The 24,175-nt window shown below is 36.0% G+C and carries 22 protein-coding genes; 17 read left to right on the top strand and 5 right to left on the bottom strand.

The window, feature by feature from the left end:
- Positions 1–60 precede the first annotated feature (60 nt).
- The 7 genes from HNS38_RS00945 (at position 61) to gdhA (ending at position 7,040) form a co-directional block, all read left to right on the top strand.
- The gene (locus HNS38_RS00945) at positions 61–792 is read left to right on the top strand and encodes an outer membrane beta-barrel protein (protein WP_172277647.1); all 732 of its coding nucleotides are present in this window, start codon (positions 61–63) and stop codon (positions 790–792) included.
- Between the two features lie 97 nt (positions 793–889).
- Positions 890–1,390 (top strand): hypothetical protein, encoded by a 501-nt coding sequence (locus tag HNS38_RS00940; protein WP_172277645.1) that lies wholly within the window; start codon positions 890–892, stop codon positions 1,388–1,390.
- Positions 1,391–1,513: 123 nt separating this feature from the next.
- Complete coding sequence (locus HNS38_RS00935) at positions 1,514–2,140, top strand: hypothetical protein (RefSeq protein ID WP_172277643.1); 627 nt, start codon at positions 1,514–1,516, stop codon at positions 2,138–2,140.
- A gap of 17 nt (positions 2,141–2,157) precedes the next feature.
- Entirely contained in the window at positions 2,158–2,859 is a 702-nt protein-coding gene (locus tag HNS38_RS00930; protein WP_172277641.1) for a hypothetical protein, read from the top strand.
- A gap of 2 nt (positions 2,860–2,861) precedes the next feature.
- Complete coding sequence (locus tag HNS38_RS00925; RefSeq protein WP_172345839.1) at positions 2,862–3,752, top strand: hypothetical protein; 891 nt, start codon at positions 2,862–2,864, stop codon at positions 3,750–3,752.
- On the top strand, positions 3,749–5,104 hold the full coding sequence (locus HNS38_RS00920) for a hypothetical protein (RefSeq protein WP_172277637.1): 1,356 nt from the start codon (positions 3,749–3,751) through the stop codon (positions 5,102–5,104). Before HNS38_RS00925 ends, HNS38_RS00920 begins: the two co-directional genes overlap by 4 nt.
- 580 nt (positions 5,105–5,684) lie before the next feature.
- Positions 5,685–7,040, top strand: coding sequence for an NADP-specific glutamate dehydrogenase (gene gdhA / locus HNS38_RS00915; protein WP_371823809.1), 1,356 nt, complete (start codon positions 5,685–5,687; stop codon positions 7,038–7,040).
- 202 nt (positions 7,041–7,242) lie between these two features.
- Here gdhA and HNS38_RS00910 read toward each other — a convergent pair whose 3' ends face one another.
- The 5 genes from HNS38_RS00910 to HNS38_RS00890 form a co-directional block, all read right to left on the bottom strand.
- Positions 7,243–8,394 carry a sigma-54 dependent transcriptional regulator gene (locus tag HNS38_RS00910; protein ID WP_172277633.1) on the bottom strand — a complete coding sequence of 384 codons (1,152 nt, stop codon included), beginning with the start codon at positions 8,392–8,394 and terminating at the stop codon, positions 7,243–7,245.
- Between the two features lie 383 nt (positions 8,395–8,777).
- Positions 8,778–9,302 carry an AAA family ATPase gene (locus tag HNS38_RS00905; protein ID WP_172277631.1) on the bottom strand — a complete coding sequence of 175 codons (525 nt, stop codon included), beginning with the start codon at positions 9,300–9,302 and terminating at the stop codon, positions 8,778–8,780.
- 1 nt (position 9,303) lies between these two features.
- Positions 9,304–10,011 carry a nicotinamide riboside transporter PnuC gene (gene pnuC, locus HNS38_RS00900; protein WP_172277821.1) on the bottom strand — a complete coding sequence of 236 codons (708 nt, stop codon included), beginning with the start codon at positions 10,009–10,011 and terminating at the stop codon, positions 9,304–9,306.
- Complete coding sequence (locus tag HNS38_RS20190; protein WP_216663605.1) at positions 10,004–10,477, bottom strand: hypothetical protein; 474 nt, start codon at positions 10,475–10,477, stop codon at positions 10,004–10,006. Before HNS38_RS20190 ends, pnuC begins: the two co-directional genes overlap by 8 nt.
- A gap of 252 nt (positions 10,478–10,729) precedes the next feature.
- Positions 10,730–12,706, bottom strand: a complete 1,977-nt coding sequence (locus HNS38_RS00890; RefSeq protein WP_172277629.1) for a thioredoxin family protein — start codon at positions 12,704–12,706, stop codon at positions 10,730–10,732.
- A gap of 278 nt (positions 12,707–12,984) precedes the next feature.
- Between HNS38_RS00890 and udk the strand changes: the two genes are divergently transcribed.
- From udk to HNS38_RS00840, 10 genes are all read left to right on the top strand, one after another.
- Positions 12,985–13,602, top strand: coding sequence for a uridine kinase (udk, locus tag HNS38_RS00885; protein WP_172277627.1), 618 nt, complete (start codon positions 12,985–12,987; stop codon positions 13,600–13,602).
- Positions 13,603–13,692: 90 nt separating this feature from the next.
- Positions 13,693–13,980, top strand: a complete 288-nt coding sequence (locus HNS38_RS00880; RefSeq protein WP_172277625.1) for a septum formation initiator family protein — start codon at positions 13,693–13,695, stop codon at positions 13,978–13,980.
- Between the two features lie 417 nt (positions 13,981–14,397).
- Positions 14,398–15,582 carry an acetyl-CoA C-acetyltransferase gene (locus tag HNS38_RS00875; RefSeq protein WP_172277623.1) on the top strand — a complete coding sequence of 395 codons (1,185 nt, stop codon included), beginning with the start codon at positions 14,398–14,400 and terminating at the stop codon, positions 15,580–15,582.
- Between the two features lie 50 nt (positions 15,583–15,632).
- Positions 15,633–16,376 (top strand): 3-oxoacyl-[acyl-carrier-protein] reductase, encoded by a 744-nt coding sequence (gene fabG, locus HNS38_RS00870; RefSeq protein ID WP_172277621.1) that lies wholly within the window; start codon positions 15,633–15,635, stop codon positions 16,374–16,376.
- Positions 16,377–16,544: 168 nt separating this feature from the next.
- Positions 16,545–18,104: a sodium:solute symporter gene (locus HNS38_RS00865; RefSeq protein ID WP_172277619.1), complete on the top strand. Its 1,560-nt coding sequence runs from the start codon at positions 16,545–16,547 to the stop codon at positions 18,102–18,104.
- On the top strand, positions 18,101–19,411 hold the full coding sequence (locus HNS38_RS00860; protein WP_172277617.1) for an acetyl-CoA hydrolase/transferase family protein: 1,311 nt from the start codon (positions 18,101–18,103) through the stop codon (positions 19,409–19,411). Before HNS38_RS00865 ends, HNS38_RS00860 begins: the two co-directional genes overlap by 4 nt.
- A 10-nt stretch (positions 19,412–19,421) precedes the next feature.
- Complete coding sequence (locus tag HNS38_RS00855; protein WP_172277615.1) at positions 19,422–20,429, top strand: 3-oxoacyl-ACP synthase III family protein; 1,008 nt, start codon at positions 19,422–19,424, stop codon at positions 20,427–20,429.
- A 26-nt stretch (positions 20,430–20,455) separates the two neighbouring features.
- A complete protein-coding gene (locus tag HNS38_RS00850; protein ID WP_172345837.1) occupies positions 20,456–21,487 on the top strand; it encodes a 3-oxoacyl-ACP synthase in 1,032 nt (343 codons plus the stop codon).
- 177 nt (positions 21,488–21,664) lie between these two features.
- Positions 21,665–22,471 (top strand): hypothetical protein, encoded by an 807-nt coding sequence (locus HNS38_RS00845; protein WP_172277611.1) that lies wholly within the window; start codon positions 21,665–21,667, stop codon positions 22,469–22,471.
- Positions 22,472–22,546: 75 nt separating this feature from the next.
- Complete coding sequence (locus tag HNS38_RS00840) at positions 22,547–24,166, top strand: hypothetical protein (RefSeq protein WP_172345836.1); 1,620 nt, start codon at positions 22,547–22,549, stop codon at positions 24,164–24,166.
- Positions 24,167–24,175: the final 9 nt, after the last annotated feature.

Below are 24,175 nucleotides of genomic sequence, written 5' to 3'. Positions count from 1 at the left end.
AAATCAAGTATTATTCTATATTTGAATTTGAAAAAACTAAAAACAAATATTACAATCAAAATGAAACGCTTTTTAACAATCATGCTATTATTAGCACTGGTTATTCCTGCCAGTTATGCACAAAAAGGACTTAATGTAGGTGGTAACTTTATGTACCTTTCTTCTTTCATGGTGAATCAAAATACTTGGGGTAATGGTCACGAATATGACTTTGCTGCAACTTCAAACACCTCTTTTGGTTTAGACCTTGGATATAATTTCAATGACAACATTGGCATATATTCTGGATATTGGATGATGAATCTAGGTCAGAACTATACCGATGAGTATAAAGACTTTGAAGAAACTACTTCATCATCTTTTGAAAGAAATCTACTATTCAAGTATAATGTGATTCCAGTCATGTTAAAATTCACTGGTACTGAAACTAGAGTTAATTTCATGGGTGGGTTTGGGATTTTATTTGCTATGATGAAAGACGCAGAGCAAACTTGGACGAAAAACGGAAGTCCATATACTCAATACCATGAAGAGGATGAATTCGAAATTACAGCCAAAGATGTAACCGATCGTTATGAGAAAAACGACATCATTTTAAACTTAGAGCTTGGTGCTAGAATTGTCATTATTGAGAATTTATATGTTGATGCGACTTTAAACTTTGGTTATGGTCTTAAAGACATTAATGCAGCAGATTGGCAAATACCAAATAACGATGGTGTTTATTCTGCTTCTCACAATGCCTATGCTGGTTTTAAGGTGGGTGTAGCTTATGTTCTTTTCGGAGACTAACACTCCCTGTTTATAAATACAAATGCCGTTTCTTGTTATAGAAATGGCATTTTTTGTGTCATTAGATTTTGATATCTTTGAACTCAAATCTATACCCATGAAGCCTATAATTTACATTCTTTTTATTTCCACCATGCTGAGCACATCAATTTTTGCATCAGATACTCCAGAAAAAGCCCTTGCTCAACTTCAAATCAGCCAACTTTCCTATTCAAAGCTCTCACCAAATCCCACTAAAAATGATTCTTCCATAAAAGCTGAGGATAGTTATTCATATTATGAAGAGGAATATTTCAGCGCAAAAAAAAGGAGAAACGGAGGCCTCTTTTTAACAGCATTTGGTTTAAGTGGATTTATTGCAGGTAGTTTAGTAGCTATGGAGAATAAAAACGACAAGGAAAAAGAGAGTTTAGGTGGAGTGGGAACAGGTATTTTTATTACCGCAACGGTGATGACAGGAATAGGAATCCCTTTATGGATTTCGGGCTCCTCAAAAATGAAAAAGAATAGAGCTGTTCTTGAAAAAATGGAAGAAAAGTCCATAAGCCTCCAACTATCTTCCTCAAAAAATGGGATTGGCATCAGCTTAAGATTTTAAGCAGCATATATTTACAAAGACCTCCTCAAAATCTTGGCTTATCTAAAATCTTTCTAAATTCAATTAACCTTATAAGAAGCTTAGAATTATTTCTATTTTTGATTTGTATTCTAAACGCCAATTATGAAGTCTATCTATTTTATCATTATCTTTCTACTATCCAGTTTATTTTCCTTTAGTCAAGATAAATACAAAGACATTATTTATCCTGTATCAGGAGGAGATTCTATTACTGAATGTCAAATTCTCAAAATAAAAAACTGGAATACCATCATCTATGAAAAAGATGACTTTCAAGATACTGTTCTAGCCATTGCTGCTATAAAAAATGGTCGATTTATCGATTTCCGAACTCGTGAAGAGATAAAAGCCAATGCCTACCCACTTATATTTTCTTCCACAAATGAAAAAGAGAGAATAAAAGGAGAAGCGTTTTTTCAAGCTGAATATCAGAAAGCATTAAAACAAAAAAAGGGTGGTGCAAAGTTTAGTCTTTTAGGGGGAGCTATTGGTGCAATAACTTATGGGGTTATGTATAGAAACAATAAAAACAATGAGTCTACCAGATACTTCATTCCTGCTTTATTTATTGGTGGTGGCGTCCTCTTTAATCTAGGCACTCCTCTCTGGATTTCGGGTAGTATCAAAGCCAAAAAAAGTGAAGATGCCATGCTAAAACACAAGCAAAAAGACATCAGCCTGAATATGGGGATGACCAACAGCGGGATAGGCCTTATCATTAAATTCTAATCTCAAAACATATAATCATGCGACACCTTATCAGCATTCTCTTTTTTCTATTAACAATATCTTCCTATTCTCAAGAAAGCAATACCGACACCATCTTTCTAAATGACGGAACCATTATCCATGCAAAAGTCCTCAAGCAGAAACTAGGGAAGTCTATCACCTATAAAAGTGAAAACGGCTCTATAACAGTTATCAGCTGGAAAGATATTCAGAAGTATTATATAGATAACAAATTGACAATTACTAAAGACACTGATCCTAAAACCATTAAAAAGAAATCCTATTTGGACAAAGGATATAATGAATATGCCGCTTTTGGCCTGGGAATAGGAAATGCCTATGGCGGCTTAGGGGCACATCTTCAAATTAGAGGAGGAAAAACACTAGGCTTTGGTGGTCATTTTGGGGCAGGCTATCTCCCAGGTATCAATGGAGGGAATAATAGCTTTGGATGGAATATTGGAGCGAAATTCTATTATTTCAAATATCTATTCATAGATCTTACCTATGGGGTAGTTGGGTTTTCTGACTGGGGGCACACAGTTCTTGGTCCTTCCGTATTAATTGGAGGAGATTTTATTTTTTCAGAACACATTGGGCTCAACGTTGCTGTTGGAGCCTCTAAATACAATAAATATCAAGGAGCTACTCTAGATCTAGGCCTCTTAATTAAACTATCATCTCCAAAGAAAAAATCTGAAACTCCAAAAGAAATTTAACAATGAAGATTGATTTAAATACTATTTGTTTAATGTTTGGAATTCTATTTTCAACTGCAATTTACGCTCAAGATAACAATAAAGATTTGGTCTATTTGAATAGTGGAGAGATTGTTTCTGGTACTTTGGTGGAAATCGCATACCCTCGTCATGTTAGACTAATGGTAGAGGATCAATATCTTGAACTTTTTTTATTTAAAGACATAGATAAAATCATTCAAAACCAAATGTATGACGATCCATTTGATGTGCTTTATATGGTTTCTGGTGAACGTACTATAGGTGTTATACTTCAAATAAAACCCAATGATTTCATCACTTTTATACCAGATCATTTAGGAGATACGGTTTATATTTCCCATGAAAAAGTAAAACGTGTTTTTCACAAAAAAGAAAATATAGAAAGGAAACTAAACGCCTCATATAAGGGAGACCGCCATTATTTTAGCATTAGCCCTGGTTTAGGATTAACTCATGGTGGCCTTGGTATTCGATTACAATATAGGATTGGAGGAGATTTCGGTGTGGGAATTCATGTAGGAGGAGGAATTACAGCAAACATCCTTTTTGGTGCAGACCCTTTTTATAATATGGGGCTAAAATTCTTTTTCCTAAATCACTTCTTTATAGATGGAAGTTATGGAGTTACAGGTACCTATTACAAGAAAGTGCCACCTTACTTAAATAGTGATGAAGTAGCGGTTAATACCACAGGATATGCACTACAATTAGGTACAGACTACTTTTTCAATAAATATTTTGGAGTAAATGTGGGCTTTGGTCTGGTCATCCCTTCGAAAGAGCAAGTAATAGCGTCTAAATATATTTTTGATACAGGAGCCATTATTAAATTCCCAATTAGAAAGCATAGAAATCAATCAAAAAAGAAATGAAAAAACTTTTAGCTCTCAGCATCTTTATGATTCTCACACTCACTGGGTTCTCACAAAAGAGCTATCCTGATCTTATATATTTAAAGAATGGTAATATTATTAAAGCGAAGATAACTGACCAAAAACCAGGAGCTTCGATAAGCTATAAAAGCGAAAATGAAATCACTACCACCATTCAATGGTATGAAATTGAAAAGTATTATATTGATAACAAAATGACTTTAGTTAAGACTAAAGATTCTAAAATCACTTCTAAAGACTTGTCAAAAGACTCTATTGTTAATCATGAAGAACTACAAAAGCTCAAAAAACAAGACTATATATATTTTAGGAATATTGATATCTTAAGGGGAGAAATCATTGAAGACCATCCTCATGATTATCTAATACTGAAGAATCATAGCTTTAATCACTTAAGGATTCCTTATGATTACATCAGAAGAATTAGGTATTCTCCTAATAAGGGAATCAAATCTAAAAGATTCAAAAAGAAAGAGACAATATATGAGGGTTATTCTAAATCTACGGGTTATGACTTCCTTATTTTAAAAAATGGAGACACCATTAGTGGAATTGTCTTTCAATTGAACTACCCCAATAATACCCGAATACTTAGGGATAGGAAATACCGAGAAACCTATTCTCTTTCAGAAACTTCTTTTATAAAGATTAATCAAAACCCTAAAAAATATAAAGCAACCATATACTTTGGAAATAATGAAAAGCTATCGGGAGATATTTTAGAAATTTGGCCTGATTCAATAAGCAAACTAAAACCCCTTGTAGTAATTGATACATTGAGTTTTGAAAGTGAGAATGTAAAAACAATAAAATTCACAAAATCTCGACAAACCATGCAACAAAGGTTATATTTCAATGGGGATTATCATTATTTGAGCATTGCAGGAGGATTTGGAAATAGTTACGGTTATTTAGGCCTTAGGGTTCAATACAGAGTGGGTAGTGTGTTCGGGATTGCACCACATGCTGGAATCGGAGTATATCCAGATCCAATGTTTCAAGATTTAGGTCCTTGGTATAACGTAGGTATTAAAGTGGTTGGTTTTAACTGGCTATACTTTGATTTGAGCTATGGTGTAGTGAATAGATCTTATAATGGAAGTTCAGAAAACAGACATGATAATCCAATAGACCAAACAGCTACCTCCTTTCTTGTTGGAGCCGATTTTTTCTTCACTGAGCATATTGGAATGAATTTAGCTTTTGGGAAAGTGATACATTCATCAAAAGCTAGCCTAATGGATAAAATAGTATATGATACTGGATTTATCTTGAAGATTCCAATATGGAAAAGGAACACACCTTCCCAGCACAATGCTTTGCCTTTTTAGTTTTAGTAGCATAGGAGGAGTATTATACCGATTATATATTGAAATTATAATGCTAATTTCATTAAACATTAGTTTTATTTCTAAACTTTCAAAATTATAATTCCCCAGCAGTGATTGAACAATTTGAATCCGTAATTCTCGTTACAAAAAAATGAATTTATATGGAATATATATGTAGACCTATTCTAGCTAAGAGAGCCTTTATATTTGTGAAAAATCAATAAGAAATTCGGTGTTATTATCTAAACAATTATAGTGCTTATCTGCTAATTCTAAATAAGCAATCAAAAGCACTGAATTATAGCCTATTTTATTTGGAATGAACTGTGATATTTTCATAAGTCAAAAATTAGAGACCAAGCATCAACTCTACAATACAGCTTTTTTTCCATCGGGACAAGGCATATTCTATAGCCTTCAAATCTGCATGTTTATTCAATAATCTCTTTTCGTAAGTTCCCATAAGGGTTTCCCTGAAAAAGATAAGCATTGTACGTAAATTAGTTCTGGGTAGGGGTTTCGGACGGTTTTTTCTTCGTAAACTTGGCATGAAATTGAAATTAAAACCTTATAAAAAACAATTGATATGGCTAATGTAATGGAACAAAAAGTTCAAGATTTTATGGCAAAAGTTATTGCTTCTAACCCAGGTGAAGTTGAATTCCACCAGGCAGTTCATGAAGTAGTAGAATCTTTAATTCCTTTCGTAGAAGAGAATCCTCAGTATAAAGATGCTAAGATTCTTGAAAGAATGGTTGAGCCAGAAAGAGTAATTCTTTTCCGTGTGCCTTGGTTAAATGACAAAGGTGGTGTTGAAATCAACAAAGGATATAGAATTGAGATGAATTCCGCTATCGGACCTTACAAAGGTGGTCTTCGTTTCCATCCAACTGTAAATCTTGGTATCTTAAAATTCTTAGCTTTTGAGCAAGTACTTAAAAATAGTTTAACTACTCTTCCAATGGGTGGTGGTAAAGGTGGATCTGATTTTGATCCTAAAGGAAAATCTGATAATGAAGTGATGCGTTTCGCTCAAAGCTTCATGACAGAATTACAACGTCATATTGGTCCTAACACTGATGTACCTGCTGGTGATATCGGAGTTGGTGGTCGTGAGATTGGATATATGTATGGCCAATATAAGAGAATTCGTAACGAATTTACTGGTGTTTTAACTGGTAAAGGCCTAGGTTGGGGTGGTTCTTTAATCCGTCCTGAAGCTACTGGTTACGGTGCTGTTTATTTTGCAAGAGAAATGCTCGCCACAAGAAAAGAAACTTTCACTGGTAAAGTAGTTTGTATTTCTGGTTCTGGTAACGTTGCTCAATATGCTACTGAAAAAGTTACTGAATTAGGTGGAAAAGTAGTTACACTTTCTGATTCTGCAGGTTTCATTTATGATCCAGCTGGTATCGATGCTGAGAAATTAGCTTTCGTTATGGAATTGAAGAATGTGAAGCGTGGCCGTATCAAAGAGTATGCTGAAAAATTCGGTTGTGAATATCACGAAGGACAACGTCCTTGGATTATCAAGTGTGATGTAGCTCTTCCTTGTGCTACTCAAAATGAAATTAATGGTGAAGAAGCTCAAACTTTAGTTGATAATGGTTGTTACTGTATCTCTGAAGGAGCAAATATGCCTTCTACACCAGATGCTATCACCGTTTATATTGACTCTAAGATTCTTTACGGTCCTGGTAAAGCTGCTAATGCAGGTGGTGTTGCTGTTTCTGGTTTAGAAATGACACAAAACTCTCAGCGTTTAGCTTGGACAAGAGAAGAAGTTGATGCAAAATTAGACTCTATTATGATTGACATTCACGAGAACTGCGTTAAGTGGGGAACTGAAGGTGAATTCATCAATTATGTAAATGGTGCAAACATTGCTGGTTTCGTTAAAGTTGCCGATGCTATGTTAGCTCAAGGAGTTGTATAATTCAGGTTATTTAGTTGTTAAACTGATTATAGATTACAAATCCCTACCAATTTTGGTGGGGATTTTTTTTGTCTCAGCTTTTTTGAGGAGGGTATTTTAGAGAACCTATCTAACATAAAAAAACTAGTTCGTACCAATACACTTTTGTCTAAGTATATTTGAGAAAACCAGTTTAAGAAGTTTAATAAGAAGTATATTAGTCTTAAAAAACATACTGCTTCACATCAGCAGCCTCAATCTTCTCGTCAGACAATATCACGAGCCTTTCTACCACATTACGCAACTCTCTGATATTACCAGACCAATCGAGCTCTTTGAGCGCCTTAATAGCCTCCTCAGAAATTTCTGGAGCTTTCTTTCCTTGGGACTCACTACTCTGCTGTAAAAAGTGCGCTACCAGATGAGGAATATCTTCTTTCCTATCTTTTAAAGAAGCAACTTCTAATAAGATTACACTCAATCTATGGTATAAATCCTCACGGAAATTTCCTTTTGCTATTTCCTCTTTCAGGTTTTTATTGGTGGCCGCAATAATTCTAACATCCACAGAAATCTCTTTCTCCCCTCCTACTCTAGTAATCTTATTTTCTTGCAGTGCCCGCAAAACTTTAGCTTGTGCTGACAAACTCATATCACCAATCTCATCGAGGAATAATGTTCCGCCATGGGCCAATTCAAAATCACCTTTACGCTGCTTAATTGCAGACGTAAAACTCCCTTTTTCGTGTCCAAATAACTGACTCTCGATCAACTCAGATGGTATGGCTGCACAATTGACTTCAATAAATGGCTTTTTGGTTCTATCACTACCTTCAAATAAGGCTCGTGCTACCAATTCTTTTCCCGTTCCATTTTCTCCGGTAATTAGAACACGAGCATTGGTTGGTGCCACTTTATCTATCATTTCTTTTAAATGCAGCATGGGTTTAGACTCCCCAATCATGGTATATTTTTTAGCTACTTTTCTTCTTAGCGTTTTGGTTTCAGCGACTAAGGTTTTCTTGTCCATGGCATTTCTAATGGTCACCAAAAGGCGGTTTAAATCCAAAGGCTTAGCAATATAATCGAATGCTCCCATTTTAATAGCCTCCACCGCAATATCGATATTTCCATGACCAGAAATCATAATAATTGGACTATCAGTAATCTTCATGGCTTTTTCCAATACTTCCATGCCATCCATTTCGGGCATTTTAATATCGCAGAGTACCACATCGAAAGCGGTCTGTTCCATCAAACTCAAACCTTCGCTCCCATCTACAGCCAAAAGCACTTGGTGCTTTTCATACTCTAGAATTTCCTTGATGGTGTTTCTGATGCTTCTCTCGTCGTCTATTACTAATATCTTTGCCATAAATTCTCTATATTTAAGCTTATATAAATGCAAGCTACAGCGTTGCTTTATAAATTCAAAATCCTCATTTACTTCAGTAAACTGCGGTTTTAAATTTACTTGCGCCTTGAATCTTACTATTTATATAAACTTTTAATTCTTAATGTTTTAGGAATGAATAATGAAATTCAAATTGAGCTTCATTACATTACCTTTTGTTGTTTCATTATCTAATATAATATAGAATACTGAAATCTTTACTTTTTTTGCTATTTGATTTTTACAATTTCTCTAAACTTTGGATTATTATATTTTGTTTTTAATGAGTGAATGTTTTAATGGTGTAATGATTGAATAGTTTGACCAATTCTAACATTCTATCATTAACTCCTTTATTCATTCTATCATTGATTCATTCCATTCAAAAAGCGTTCCACAATCTCAATGGCATTCTGAAAACGCTGTTCGCCCTGTCCATTAATCATATGATATTTAATTCCTCTTTCATCAAATGATTTCTGATATAGTTTCATTAATCGCTCTCTATCATTCGGGTTTTCTCTTTGTGGATCGTAGGTCCATTCTAGATCGATATCTGGAACCAAGTATAAATCGTAAGTTCTGGATCTCACTTCTTGCAATACCCAATCACTCGTCCTGCCAAATTTCTCTTCACTCCAAATATGCATGACCGTAAGATCGGTATCAATAAATAAAAGAGAATCTCTTTCTAAATTGGCATCCTCTAATTGTATCTGCCCCTTAGCAATTTCAAGCAAATCATTTTCGTTATATGGTCGGTCTAGCTTTTCGAGATATTCACGAGCATATTCAGAAACATATTGGGCTTTAAAGTATTCAGCTAATGCCTGAACCAGCGTTGATTTCCCTGTACTTTCAGGCCCAGTAATAAGGATTTTCTTTACCATATTATCTTTTTGCTACAGCTTGTTGAATACTCTTTTTCCATGTGAAATAAGCCATAATAGCCAAAACTAAGAATACCGTATATTGAATGGCCGTAAACCCATATCCTTTTACCAAATACAAAGGAATAGAAACCACATCCCCAACAATCCAAAGCGTCCAGTTTTCAATTTTCTTATTGGCCATGAGCCACATTCCTGCAAAGAAAATACCAGTGGTAAATGTATCTAAATAGGGAGTGGCCAATCTAAATTCCTCAACATTTCCAGAGCCTAATTTATCAATAGCAAAATCTATACTTTCAAAAAAGCCCAAGTGATTTGGCATCACATTATAATAGCGATAAACCACAATCACAAAAACACTTGTGAAAGCGAAGATTCCGAAAGCTTTAAACTTATCCATAGTATTGGTTCGGGATATGGGAATATGATTTTCATCGCCATCCACTCTACTCCACATATACCAACCATAAATACTCATGATGGTATAATAAATATTAATGATTAAATCGCCATAAAGCGTCCATTGGGAAAGCAAGTAAACATAAATAACCGTACTGATGATTCCTGTAGGGAATACCAAAATACTTTCCTTACGCGCATAGAAAACACTAGCAATTCCAAATATAGCTGCTAGAACTTCGAGAAGAATATGAAATATACTAGCCGTTTGATAAGGCTCCAATAAGAATTCGAACAAACTAGACATTTGCACCTGGATGTATTTGCAAATCAGCGTTGATGACTTTCATCACAAAAATGGAATAGGGTAATTCCATGGCTGCTTTCATTTCTTTGGTCACAATAGCCATTACATCATCATACTCACCAAATATTTGGGTACTCATACCATTGGTTTCCACATTGATTTCACTGTAGGTATTTAGTCTGTCAATAAATGATTGAATAGGCGGAATAAACTCTTCCTTTAAAGGATAATAACTTATTTCTATAGATGTTCTCATTCTGCAAAAGTAAAACAAAGGACTTAGAAATCCTTTATTAAAAGTCAATAGCGTCCTAATAATTACAATAGACTCCTCGCTACGCATCGGAGTGACAAGTGTTTTGGTAAGGAAACTGGAAGAATGGGTTTGATTTTGCCATTGAAAAAATAAAGCCCATTCTTCCATGGAGTCATATTCTAATACATTGTCTTTCTGAACGAAATGCAATGAAGTAAAGAATCTTTTTATAATATGAAACGTATTTTGGACAGTATTGATTAATAGTAATTAATTGACGCATATAACTCTTTATTCTTTATAGTTTTTTGTAGAAATATATTTGCATTTTCGCTTTTAGTTAGGGGATAAACCAGTCATTTTTCAATTACACAGAAGTGATTAACAATAATTCATAATAGAGTCCATAAAAAAAAGGAGCTCCAAATAGGAACTCCTTTTCTCTCATCAAAGATGAATATTTTATTTCAAGGATTTACCTTCTTTATGGTTTTTCAAACCTGTCTTTAAAAACTCAACGTAATTTGCCACATTTAAATCATAAGCTTTTGGCTGGGTCAACATTTCACCATTAGGATTAAGTAATACATAATAGGGTTGTGCATTTACATTATGTTTAGCTATTTGCATATCAGCAAACTTAGCACCTATGGTCTTTTTTACTTTACCATCATATACAGAAGTCACCCATTCGCTTTCTGGAAGTTTAGACTTATCATCCACATATAATGCAGTAACTATATAATCGTTTCTTAACATATCTAACACTGTAGGGTCAGACCAAACATTGGCTTCCATTTCGCGACAATTCACACAGGCATGACCAGTAAAATCGATAAACACAGGTTTGTTTTGCTCTTTAGCACAAGCTAAGGCTTGATCGTAATCAAAATAACCATCTAAACCATGAGGAAGATGTAAGAACTCAGAAAACTTTGGTGTTTCACATAATTCTTTCTTAGCCACTCCCCCGCCACTTCCGGCATTTTCTCTAGCAATTTTATTGACATCAAAATCCTGAGAAGTCATTGGAGGCATATATCCTGAAAGTGCTTTTAAAGGTGCCCCCCACATACCTGGAATCATATAAACCACGAAAGAGAAGGTTGCAATGGCCAAAAATAAACGAGGCACTCCAAGTACTTTCAATTCACTATCGTGGGCAAATCTTAATTTACCTAATAAGTAGAGTCCCATTAAGAAGAAAATCACTATCCAAAGTGCTAAATACACTTCTCTGTCTAATAATCCCCAATGGTAAGTTTGGTCGGCCATACTTAGGAATTTTAAACCTAAAGCCAATTCTAAGAAACCTAAAACTACTTTTACTGAATTTAACCATCCACCAGATTTTGGCAACTTGTTTAACCACTGAGGGAAGAAAGCAAATAAAGTAAATGGTAATGCAAATGCCAAAGAAAATCCCAACATACCTATAATGGGCTTGAGAAAAGCGCCACCAGCAGCTTCAACCAAAATAGTACCAACAATAGGACCAGTACAGCTAAAAGAAACCAACACTAGAGTTAGGGCCATAAATACAGGGCCTAAGAAACCACCTTTATCTTCGTTGGCGGTAGATTTATTTACCAACCAGTGTGGCATAACTATTTCGAACATTCCGAAGAAGGAAGCCGCAAAAATAACGAAGATAACAAAGAATAGAATATTAGGAAGCCAGTGAGTAGACAAGAAATTTGCAATTCCAGGGCCAGCAACAACAGCTAATACAGAACCAATAAATACATAGATAGCAACAATAGAAATACCATAAACTGAAGCTTCCATTCTACCTTTGGCTTTATTTTCTCCACCTTTCATAAAGAAAGACACGGTCATAGGAATCATAGGAAATACACATGGTGTTAAAATAGCCGCTAAACCAAATAAGAAACTCACAATAAAAAAGCCCATTAAGCTATTTTCTCCTTCACCTGTAAGATTATTTGTAGAAGCAGCTTCAATCACAGCCTCTTCAACTTCTGGCGCGTTAAATACAAACTCGAACTCCTCATCCGTGGGAGGGAGACAACGAGTATCATCACAAACCATATAGTTCACATAGCCTTTAATCACTACCTTTTCTTCTGTCAGCAACTTAAATTTGGCTGTAAAAGTAGCTTCATGAGCAAAATACTTCAATATCATATCGAAGTTCTTGTCAAACTCCTCAATACTTTCAGTTTCTTCTATTTCTCCCACCAATTCGTAATCTGCATTTTCCTCAAAGCCAAATGTTGTAGCTGGAGGAGCCATATCAATATGCTGACTATACAAATGCCAATGCTCATCAATACTAGCATCGAAGGTAATCACAACCTCATCTTTTGATGTTTGCTCAGATGAAATATTCCACTTTACAGGAATTAAAACTTGTGCTTGTAATTGTATTCCTAATGAAGCTACAAGAAAAACAAGTAGTAAAAAAAACTTTTTCATGTGTTTATTATTATAAGTTTCTAATTTTTTTAAAAAGTCACAGGTACTTTGTAAATTTTTTTCAAAAGGCAAATTTAATTAAAAATTCACATTAGCCTATTGATTTTTACGATTAGTGCAAAATAATTAAAAATTCTTACAGGAAATACAAGAAACATTTATTGTCTTAAGATTATTTAACACTGGCAAACAAATCTCAAGTAAAACTAAAGCCATCAATATATTGTGGTTCTCAATTAAAATGGCTTAATTTGTTGAGTTAATTTAAAACCACATTCATGTTAATAATTGGGATAGCTGGCGGTTCTGGGTCCGGCAAAACAACTGTTGTAAAAAAGATGGTCAATTCGCTTCCTGAAGGTTCGGTAACCGTCATTCCTCAGGACGCATACTATAGGGACAATAGTCACCTTACACCAGAAGAAAGAACTAAAATCAACTTTGATCATCCTGGTTCCATTGAATTTGCATTATTAAACAAACAAGTAGATCAATTACTAGCCAATGAGACCATACAAATGCCAACCTATAATTATGTAACATGTTCTCGGGGCAAAGAAACCATTGAGGTAAAACCATCTCGTGTGATGATTATTGAAGGTATTTTGGTGATGACCAACCGAAAACTTCGAGACAAAATGGATGTGAAGGTTTTCGTGGATGCCGATGCTGATGATAGACTGATGAGGAATATCAGAAGAGATATGGAAGAACGAGGAAGATCCTATATCGAAACTTTAGAGCATTATCAAACTTGGGTTAAGCCCATGCATCAAACATTTATTGAACCTACCAAGAAATATGCCGATGTGATTGTACCCCAAGGAGGAAAAAATCATGTGGCTATTGATATTTTAGCCACTAAAATCAACCAAAGCCTACACGAAGTGGATTAGAGGATTCTAACAATAAATAGTTGAAAGAAATTTATGCCTAGCCAGATTATTCTTAGCTAGGCTTTTTATATTTGTGCAAAATCGGAATCCATGAAAGTGATTAAAATACTAAAAAACAGATTCATCATTGCTACTCTTATCTTTTTGGGTTATCTGTTGATATTTGATCAGTATAATTTCAGAGCCCAGTATAAACTAATGAGCGAGCTTTCCGATTTAAAAGAAGAAAAAGAGTTTTACAAAAACGAGCTTCACCAAGATAGCCTCACCTATCATACCTTATTTAATAATAAAGAAAACATCGAAAAGTTCGCCAGAGAACGCTTTATGATGAAAAAGCCTCATGAGGATATCTTTATTATTGTTAGGGAGGATTAAATAGGATTCAAATTTGATTCCATGTTCACTTTTCTTATTTTCACAAAAATCAAAGCATCCATAATATTGAATAATGAAGTTTGAAAAACTTTATATAATGCTCTCCTTAGCAAGATAACTGTCCTCCTCGCTCCAACCTCCAGACCTCACAAAACGAACATCCTCATTCAGTTATCTAGAAATAGATTTTAACTTAATCATAGATTTTTCAAAACAAAATAAATGTTTTTCAATACTAATATCCCGACGAATTAAAGATTGTCAAGCCCATATTAAACACACTTATATTTCTGATTCAATGCAACTTAAATAATTTCATTACCATTTACAACAAATTTGTCAATACCCACATTTTACGAATCACATTCCTCTTTCCTGTCCAGTATCCTTTAATTTGCTATTCAAAATAAAGCAAAGATGAAAGAAGTTGTTATCGTATCAGCTGTTCGCACAGCCATAGGAAATTTCGGAGGAAGTTTATCAAAACTATCCGCCACAGAATTAGGAACCATAGCTGCCAAAGAAGCTATTAAGAGAGCTGGAATAAAAGCTGAACAAGTTGACGAGGCCATCATTGGCAATATACTATCAGCAGGTTTGGGCCAGAATATTGCTCGACAAATCAGCATAAACGCAGGCATTCCTTATACCAGTCCTTCCATGACTATTAATAAATTATGTGGCTCAGGATTAAAGGCAGTAAATTTAGCTGCACAGATGATTATGCTCGATGATGCTGATATTATACTGGCCGGAGGAACGGAAAGCATGTCAAACGCTCCTTACCTTTTACCTAAAGCTCGATTTGGCCAAAAAATGGGTCACGGTGAAATTGTTGACAGCATGATTAAAGATGGATTAACAGATGCCACTAATAATTATCACATGGGCATTACCGCTGAAAACATTGCTGAACAATGGAATATCAGTCGTGAGGAACAAGATCAATTTGCGGTCTCTAGTCAAAACAAGACTGAAAAGGCACAAATTGATGGGAAATTTAAAGACGAAATCATCCCCATCGAAATTCCACAACGAAAAGGAGATCCAATCATCATTGATACGGATGAATTTCCAAAAGCTGGAGTTAAACTAGAAAAGCTTGCAAAGCTACGACCCGCATTTAAAAAAGACGGGACGGTAACCGCTGCAACATCTTCAGGTATAAATGATGGTGCTTCTATGTTAATTATCATGTCAGCAGACAAAGCCAAAGAACTAGGATTAAAACCCATGGCAAAAATCCTTTCCTATGCCAGTGCTGCTCTCGATCCTACCATTATGGGCTACGGGCCAGTTCCTGCAACTATGAAAGCTTTGAAAAAAATAAACATGGACATCAATGAAATAGATCTCATTGAAGCCAATGAAGCTTTCGCAGCACAGTCAATTGCTGTAGCACGAGATTTAAAATGTGATGTCAATAAAATCAATGTGAATGGTGGTGCCATCTCATTAGGTCATCCCATAGGAGCTTCTGGTGCAAGAATACTAACTACCCTTCTTTATGAAATGAGAAGAAGTCACGCAAAAAAAGGTTTAGCTACCTTATGCATTGGAGGAGGCCAAGGCACAGCCCTTATCATTGAAAACATGAATTAGTATTCCAAAGTTTATTGTAATAGTCAAGGGAATAAAAAAAATATAATTATATGAAAAAATTAGAAAATAAAGTCGCCATCATCACAGGTGCAGCAGGTGGAATTGGAAAAGCTGGAGCTGAAATATTTGCAGCAGAAGGCGCCACGGTCATCGTTTGGGATTTAAACGAAGACAAAGCAAAAGAAACCATTGAGGAAATCACAACAAAAGGAGGCCAGGCTTTCTTTATGAAGGTTAATACCGCCAATTTCGAAGAAGTAGAAAACAGTGTGAAAGAGGTGATTTCAAAATATCAAAAAATTGACATCCTAATCAATAATGCTGGGATTACTCGCGACTCTACCCTCCTCAAAATGACCAGAGAGCAATGGGATCAAGTAATTGATGTAAACCTTACTGGCGTTTTCAATTGCACAAAATGCGTTATCCCTCATATGCTCGCTGTTAAATCAGGCCGTATCATCAACACCTCATCAGTAGTGGCCTTATATGGAAATTTTGGGCAAACCAATTATGTAGCCACAAAGGCTGGATTGATAGGAATGACTAAAACATGGGCTCGAGAATTAGGAAGAAAAGGCATCAATGTAAATGCTGTAGCTCCTGGTTTTATTGCCACAGAAATGGTGATGAAAATGCCAGAAAATGTTCTTGATGCTATGAAAGCTAAAGTACCATTACAAAGGCTAGGAGCTCCTGAAGAAATTGCAAAAGCTTATCTTTTCTTGGCATCCGAAGACTCCTCCTACGTAAACGGAACTGTGATTAGCGTAGATGGAGGCATGACTGTTTAAGCCCTACAATGAGCTGTTCAAAAGGAGTGATTTTATCAATGAATTTTCCTCTTTTTTTGGACCGCTCATCTGTTTATAAAATCTAGAATTCAAGTTTCAGAATAAAAAGATAAAAAGTAATTTTAAAAGGTAATTATCCACAAGTCAATAAAAATTTAAAAACTATAAATGGCAACCTCTCTTCAAGTTACAGGAACATGGATTTTGATTTCGATATATGCCATTATGGTCTTATACTTCGTTATCAAAGGAGCCCTATCCATCAAGAATATTTCAGATTACGCGGTGGGAAACGTCACTTTTTCTCCTATTGCTGTAGGCCTTTCATTGGCCGCCAGTATTACCAGCGCAGCCACCTTTGTCATTAATCCTGGACTTATTGCTATTTATGGCTTTAGTGGAGTGCTTTCATTTGGTATATTTTTCCCCATTGCATCCATGGTGTCTTTGGTCATACTCTCCAAAGCATTTAGAAAATATGGACAATCAGTAAACGCACTCACCCTAGCACAATGGATAGGAATCAGATATAAAAGCAAAAACTACGCTTTGATGATGGCCTTCTTGTCTACTTTTTTACTCACCTTTATTGTATTAATACTGGTTGCGATTACAAAAGTCCTGTCCAAATCCTTGAATATTGAGGAAGTATATATTTTAATAGGCTTAATTGTTTTTGTATTTGGCTATATGATGTTCGGAGGGGCAAATTCCATGGTTTATACCAACACCATTCAAGCTATTATCATGATTGTAGTGGCTTTTATCCTCCTTGGTTCTGGTTACGAACATTTCAGAGGAGGAATTGATGCCTTCTTTCAAAAAATATCAACAATAGATCCTAGCTTAGCCACAAGTCCAAACCCCGGAAGTATTTTATTTCGTGATTATTATGAGATTATTTTCGCTCAAATCATTGTTGGAATCGCAGTGGTCTGTCAACCCCATATCATCACCAAATCACTGCTTCTAAAAGAGGAAAAAGATGTCAATAAATTCCTCACTACTGCTGTAATAGCTCAAACTATTTTCTACGCTGTTATTATTGTTGGACTGTATGCTCGTCTCACTTTCCCAGACATGACCATAGAAGGACAAGCACTTAAAACAGACGGCATTATACCTGCTTATGTACTTCAGGTTTTCTCAAACGGACTCTTCTCCGTTATCATTGGATTAATAGTTATTCTGGGGCTCATTTCTGCAGGAATGTCAACACTAGAAGGTTTGATACAATCCGTTTCTACAAGTATCACTAATGATATTATCGAAGTGCTTTTTGGAAAACATATTAAGTCGGACAAAGCCATGATCACGATTAATCGTCTCGTAATAATAGCCTTAGGATTCACTGCATTTTTTATTACTTACGACCAAATTCTTCATCCTAAATTAAGCGTGGCCATTTTAGCTCAGAATGGGGTTTATGCTTATTTCTCAGTAGCCTTTTTTCCTATTTTATATGGGATTTTCTCCAAAAAAAACAATATAAAGCCTGCTCTTTTTGCCTCAATAATCGCTTTCGCCACTCATTTTACAGTATATTATTTACTCCCTATACTAGTGAGTAAATATCAAATAGATTTCGGATGGTATACCAAATACTTAGAAGGAAGCATCAGAAATCCAGCTATTGCTTCTTCTACAGCCATTATTATTTCAGTAAGTTCTGGGCTTATCATCATGGCTTATCAAAATAAATTCTCAAATAAATCAGCACAGATATGAAAGACTATCAAAAAATATATAACAACAAGTTGATCTCCACCAAAGAGGTCGCCAATCTAATAAAATCCGATTCTGATATCATAGTTGCTCAGTGTGCCAGCGAACCACAAGGCTGCATGGAGCAATTTCACTTGGCAAAAGAAAGAGTGGAAAATGTAAAGGTTTATTCTGTATTGACCTTGAAAGCCTATGAGTTCTATATGAATCCAGAGATGAAAGGGCATTTTGAACTTTGCAGCTGGTTTCATGCCCCTGGCTCCAGAAAAGCCTTAAAAGAAAAAACAGGAACAGTAACTTATGTTCCCAATATGCTTCACCGAGCTGGGCTCGACAGACTCTTCAATAGACGCCCTCATCTATTTATTGGAACATGTACACCTCCTGATAAAAATGGTTTTGTTTCCCTATCCTTAGGAATCACCTACGAAAAAGACATTCTGGAATCCGCTGATATCGTTGTGCTGGAAGTTAATGAAGAACTCCCTAGAACCTTAGGCGACACACATATTCACATTAGTGATGTGAACTATTTTGTAGAAAATACTCAAGCAGCCCCTTCCTTACCCTCCCCAGAACCTGATGAAACAGCTATGGAGATTGGCAACCATATTGCATCGTTAGTGGAGGATGGCTCTACCATACAATTAGGAATTGGCGACATTCCAAATGCAGCTGCTCTTTCCTTAAAAGGGAAGAAGGATTTAGGAGTACATACCGAAATGCTGGTAGACAGCATGATGGAATTATATGAAGCTGGAGTCATCACCAATAAAAAGAAATCCTATTATAAAGACAAATTCGTTTGCACTTTTGCCATGGGCTCACCTAAACTATATGAATGGCTTGACAATAATCCCTCTGTTGAATTTATCAGAGGGAAATTCGCCAACGATCCTGCACTCATCAAACTCAATTCGAAAATGGTCTCTATTAACACCTGTATCATGGTCGATTTAATGGGACAGGTAGCTAGTGAATCTATAGGTACTAGCCAATATTCAGGAACTGGTGGACAAGCAGACACTGCCGTTGGAGCTGTGGAAGGCACAGACGGGAAAGGCAAATCCATCATCGCCTGTCGCTCCACAGCAAAAGGAGGAAGCGTCTCCACCATCGTCACTGTATTACCTGCCGGAACTGCTGTTACCTTACATCGTAGCAATACAGACTATATTGTTACAGAATTTGGTATCGCCAGCCTCCGGGGCAAATCTATAAAAGAAAGAACAGAGGAATTGATCAAAATCGCACATCCTGATTTTAGAGCGCAATTGAGAAGCGATGCTGAAAAAGTCGGATTTATTTAAACACAAAACCATGAATAAAACAAAAATAATAGGCACTGGAATGTATGTTCCTGGAGAAGCCATCTCCAATAAAGAGCTTATGGAGCTCACCTCCATCACATTTGATGAAGAAAAGATGGAACATAAGCTAGGCATCAAACATAGACATATTGCTAAATTAAGAGGCATAGAGGAAAGCACTGCAGATTTTGCGACCAAAGCAGGATTAGATGCCATTAAAAACAGTGGAATAAAAGCAGAAGATATCGGCCTTATCATTGTAGGTACAGACACTCCAGAATTCATAACTCCTGCGACTTCCATTCTAGTTCAGGGCAGAATTCAAGGAGCAGAGAAATGGACCAGCACTTTTGATGTTTCCGCTTCTTGTGCCAGCTTTACTATTGCCTATGATAATGCGGTAAGAATATTAAAAACAGATCCTAGTATCAAATATGCCTTAGTGATAGGCGTCTATAACATGCCAGCTTTTATTCGTGAAGATGACGTTTTTTCTTATCCCATATTCTCTGATGGTGCAGGTGCTATTATCATAGAAAATCAAAGCCAAGACTCCTCAGATTATATCAATAGCCAACTATTGAGCGATGGAACACAATGGGATTTCATTGGTATTTATTCTGGCGCGGCCAAAAACCCCATAACTCTCGAGAAATTAAAAAACAATGAGTTTGGATTGATGAGTTTAAAACCCATGCCAAGCAATAGAAATGTGAGGCTATGGCCAATGGTTGCTAAAAAGCTCTTAGAAAAATCAAAAACAGAATTAGAGGAGGTTGACCATTTTATTTTCACGCAAATTAATAAATCTGTCATCTTAAAAGTGATGGATGAGTTAAATCTCCCCTACTCAAAAACCACTTGCATTATGGATAAATACGCCTATACGGGCTCTGCCTGTATTCCTATTGCTTTTCATCATGCCATAAAGGATGGGAATATTAAAAGAGGCGACAAAGTTATGTTCATCGCTTCAGGAGCTGGACTTGCGGTAGGTAGCAATCTTTTCACTTATTAAAACCGGGTTTTAAATTCACATTGCATATGAATACAACAAATAATATAGGGATACTTGGAACTGGAATTTATCTTCCAGAAAATAAAATGACTGCCAAGGAAATTGCTGATGCTACCCAAGGCACTTGGACGGAGGAGGCCATTATTGAGAAATTAGGCATTATTGAAAAACCCATCCCAGGTGAGAATGATGGAACTCAAGAAATGGGAGTTTGGGCCACATTTGATGCTTTAAAGAACACTGGAGTCGACCCTTTGGATATCGACCTCATCATTAGCATTGGCGAAGAGTGGAAAGAATATCCACTCACAACTACAGCCATCTATATTCAAGAAAAAATTGGCGCAGAGAAAGCTTGGGCCTTCGATTTACAGCAAAGATGCTGCAGCACCGTTTCTGCCATGAAAGTGGCGAAAGACATGATGAACTCAGATCCAGACATCAATACGGTACTTATTGCTGGAGGATACCGAAATGGTGATTTTGTAGATTATACAGACACCAGCTTATCGATGATGTTTAACCTTGGCGCCGGAGGCGGAGCTATCATTTTACATAAGGGAATGAATAAAAACCTATTGCATAGTTCTCACATCATTACCGATGGCAGTCTCGCACGAGATGTTGGAGTTCTGTATGGAGGAACTTGCCATCCCATCACCAAAGAAAATGTAGACAAGGCTTATCAATCACTTCAAGTTTTTGATGTAGAACACATGAAAACAAGACTCAATGAAGTCTCCATGAAAAACTGGCTAGAATGTATTGAGAAAGCGTTTATGAAATCAGGAATAGAACAAAACCAGTTAGATTACCTTGCTGTACTTCACTTCAAACGATCTATGCACAGCTATATCCTCGATGAACTTGGTTTAAAAGAAAAGAACAGCATATATCTTGAAAACTATGGTCATCTTGGACAAATAGATCAAATTTTATCATTACACCTGGCTTTACAATCAGGACAGGTTAAAGAAGGAAGTATAATATCCATGATATCGGCCGGGATAGGATATGCTTGGGCTGCGAATGTGATTAGCTGGGGTAAAATTACTTAATTTGTCAGGGCTATTTTATTTCAATTTAACCACCTGATTACATGATATTTAAAATATTTATAACCATATTTAGTAAAATAATCCTAGGCTAACAATTATTACGATTAAGCCCAGTTAAATTCACAATTAATTAATTTTGAAAATTATCAATAAATCAATTATAAAACTTACAATAAAATGAAAAACAATCTATTAGTTTCTTTACTCGCATTATTGGTTATATCTTTTGCATCTTGTACAAAAGATACTGAAAACCCTGCACCAACAATGAACGGCCTTAATGCTGCCGGAAATTTAGTTACTCTTACCTTTTCAGAAGGCGTTTATGCAACTTCTAGCGCATCTGGTGATTTAACCGATGCCAATATCGAAGTCACTATTCCTGGTGTGGATTTTACATACGCCATAGCACATACAGCGGGAAGTGCGTCTGTAAATATTACCTTAGATTATACCTCTATTATTCCTGAAAACACCAAGGTAACTGTAGCTACAAAAACCTCTGTTTATGATGATAAAGGAGAATCTTTAGCATCTGGGGCCTCAAAAAGCGCCGACCTAGCCGCTGAATTAGGTATTATTGGAAAATGGTATTCCACAGGTGAAAATGTTGCTCCTCTTTTGGTGACTTATTTCTTAGTGGATTCTATTTATGCTGAATTTAATGACGATTTCACTTACTTAGTTCATCAATACAGCAATGGTAATACCAGCACTACTCCTGACATTATTTTCAATGGTACCTTTACTATTGAAAGATCAGAAGTTGAGGATATTTGGGATATCATTATTACACAAGTTGAGCCTTATGCTGCTGATGTATCAGGTATTTTCCAAGTAAAGCAAGACCCAGAGAAATTGTGGTATGAGGTGGTTCAAACATCAGGAACACAAAACATTCCTCCTACCGCAGCTCAAGGATTTGGAAGCACTAATGGTGGTGCATTTGGAGAAACCAACATCCAAAAGTATGTCAGATATTAATTCTTATAGTATTTAATCAAAAGGACCGCTCTTTTAATATATAGAAGCGGTCCTTTATCATCTAAATCCTTAGAAATGAAACGGAAAATACTGTTGATAATAGGAGTGCTATTTACAAGCTTTTACGGCTTTAGTCAGGTAGCTAATTATACAGAGAATCAATTACAAAATACCTCCTCCTCCTCTACCCTTTTTGAACAAGACCTTCCCTATGAAGCTGGATTAAACAAAGAACTGACCTTCTATGCCTTTTTCATTACACAAGGAGTTTCTACGAACATGTATCCGGAGAGCAGCTTATTTAATGGTCAATTAGTGGGTCGATTATTTGGTCAAAACTCTTCAACTACTTCTTCTAGCAAGACCTCTTATTATGGGGAACAACGATTAATACCCTTTTTTATCTATGAACCCAAATTATTTAAAGGTAAAGCCCTCCTCAGAGCTTCTTTTGAAATTGATTGGACTTGGGGAGATCAAGCCTATGGCGTTGGTGGAAACAAAGGAGGCGCCCTTTCTGGGGACCAAGTAAACATACAAACTCAAAATGTAGAAATAGAATTTATTCCTGCAAAGGGATGGGCCATCAATGTGGGTTTACAAAGGCTCTATGACACCCCATTCAATCCTTACAGGACCTTTTTCGACAAAATGACCTATACCGGATATCGATTAGCCTATTGGGGTTCGGATGCAGTTGGTATTTCAGTGAGAAGAAATACAGATTTATCTAAGCTTAAACTCGGTTATTACAAATTATATGAAAACAGTACTGAATTAAGCGATGACGTGACTCTTTTAGAATTCTTCTATCGTAGAAAACTTCCTAAATACTGGAATGTTGGAGCTTCTGTTTATGGCATTCTCGACCGAGGAAAAAATACCGGAGGAGTCTCTGTTTTTGGACAAGGACTAACCAGTGTATTAACTGCCTATAATGGAGCTTATCTATTTAATTTTGGTACCAATGATTATACCGCTGATATTTATTGGCTAGGTACTTTCTTTAGTAGAAATCCAGATTTTATCATGGATAGATATCAGCTTTCCGGTTTTTTCAGCTATAATCTTGGGCATGTTAACGTAAACCAAGAAGGTTGGGAAGATGGAGTAGACGTCAGTGGCTTTGCCTTAAATGCAAGAGGCGCTTACCGCTACGGACAAACACTAAACGATTATGTATCTGTAGACTACGTATACTCCTCTGGAGATCCAAATGGAATTAGCGATGGAAAATATACTGGTGTTATTACTGGAAATACATGGGGATTACCTGCTTCCATATTCATCAGTTCTGGGGCATATCTATTGTTTCCACATATTAACGTAGTAAACAGATTCACTCCTGTAGTCTCAGATTTATCAAATATGGGATATGGTTTAAATGCCTTTACTTTAAATGCACATCACGACATCATTCCTCACAAATTGAATATAAAAATAGGAATGGCACAAGGATTTAGTAATGTAGTTCCTCAAAATGGCGGAAGCAATATTGGAACTGAGCTTAATGCAGCTATCAAATACAAACTAGGCGCATTTATGAGCGTTGAACTTCACGGAGCCGATATGTGGCTCGGAGAATTCTTCGACAGCAATGACAGCAACTACAGCTCCGATATTAACGGTAGTTACGATGTTCGACCTCCAAATCCCTGGACCGTATTTATCGTTTATAAATGGTTATTATTTTAAATTTAGAGA

The organism is Lentimicrobium sp. L6, assembly GCF_013166655.1.
Classification (GTDB): Bacteria; Bacteroidota; Bacteroidia; order Bacteroidales; family UBA12170; genus UBA12170.
This window is presented reverse-complemented; position numbering and strand designations above follow the sequence as displayed.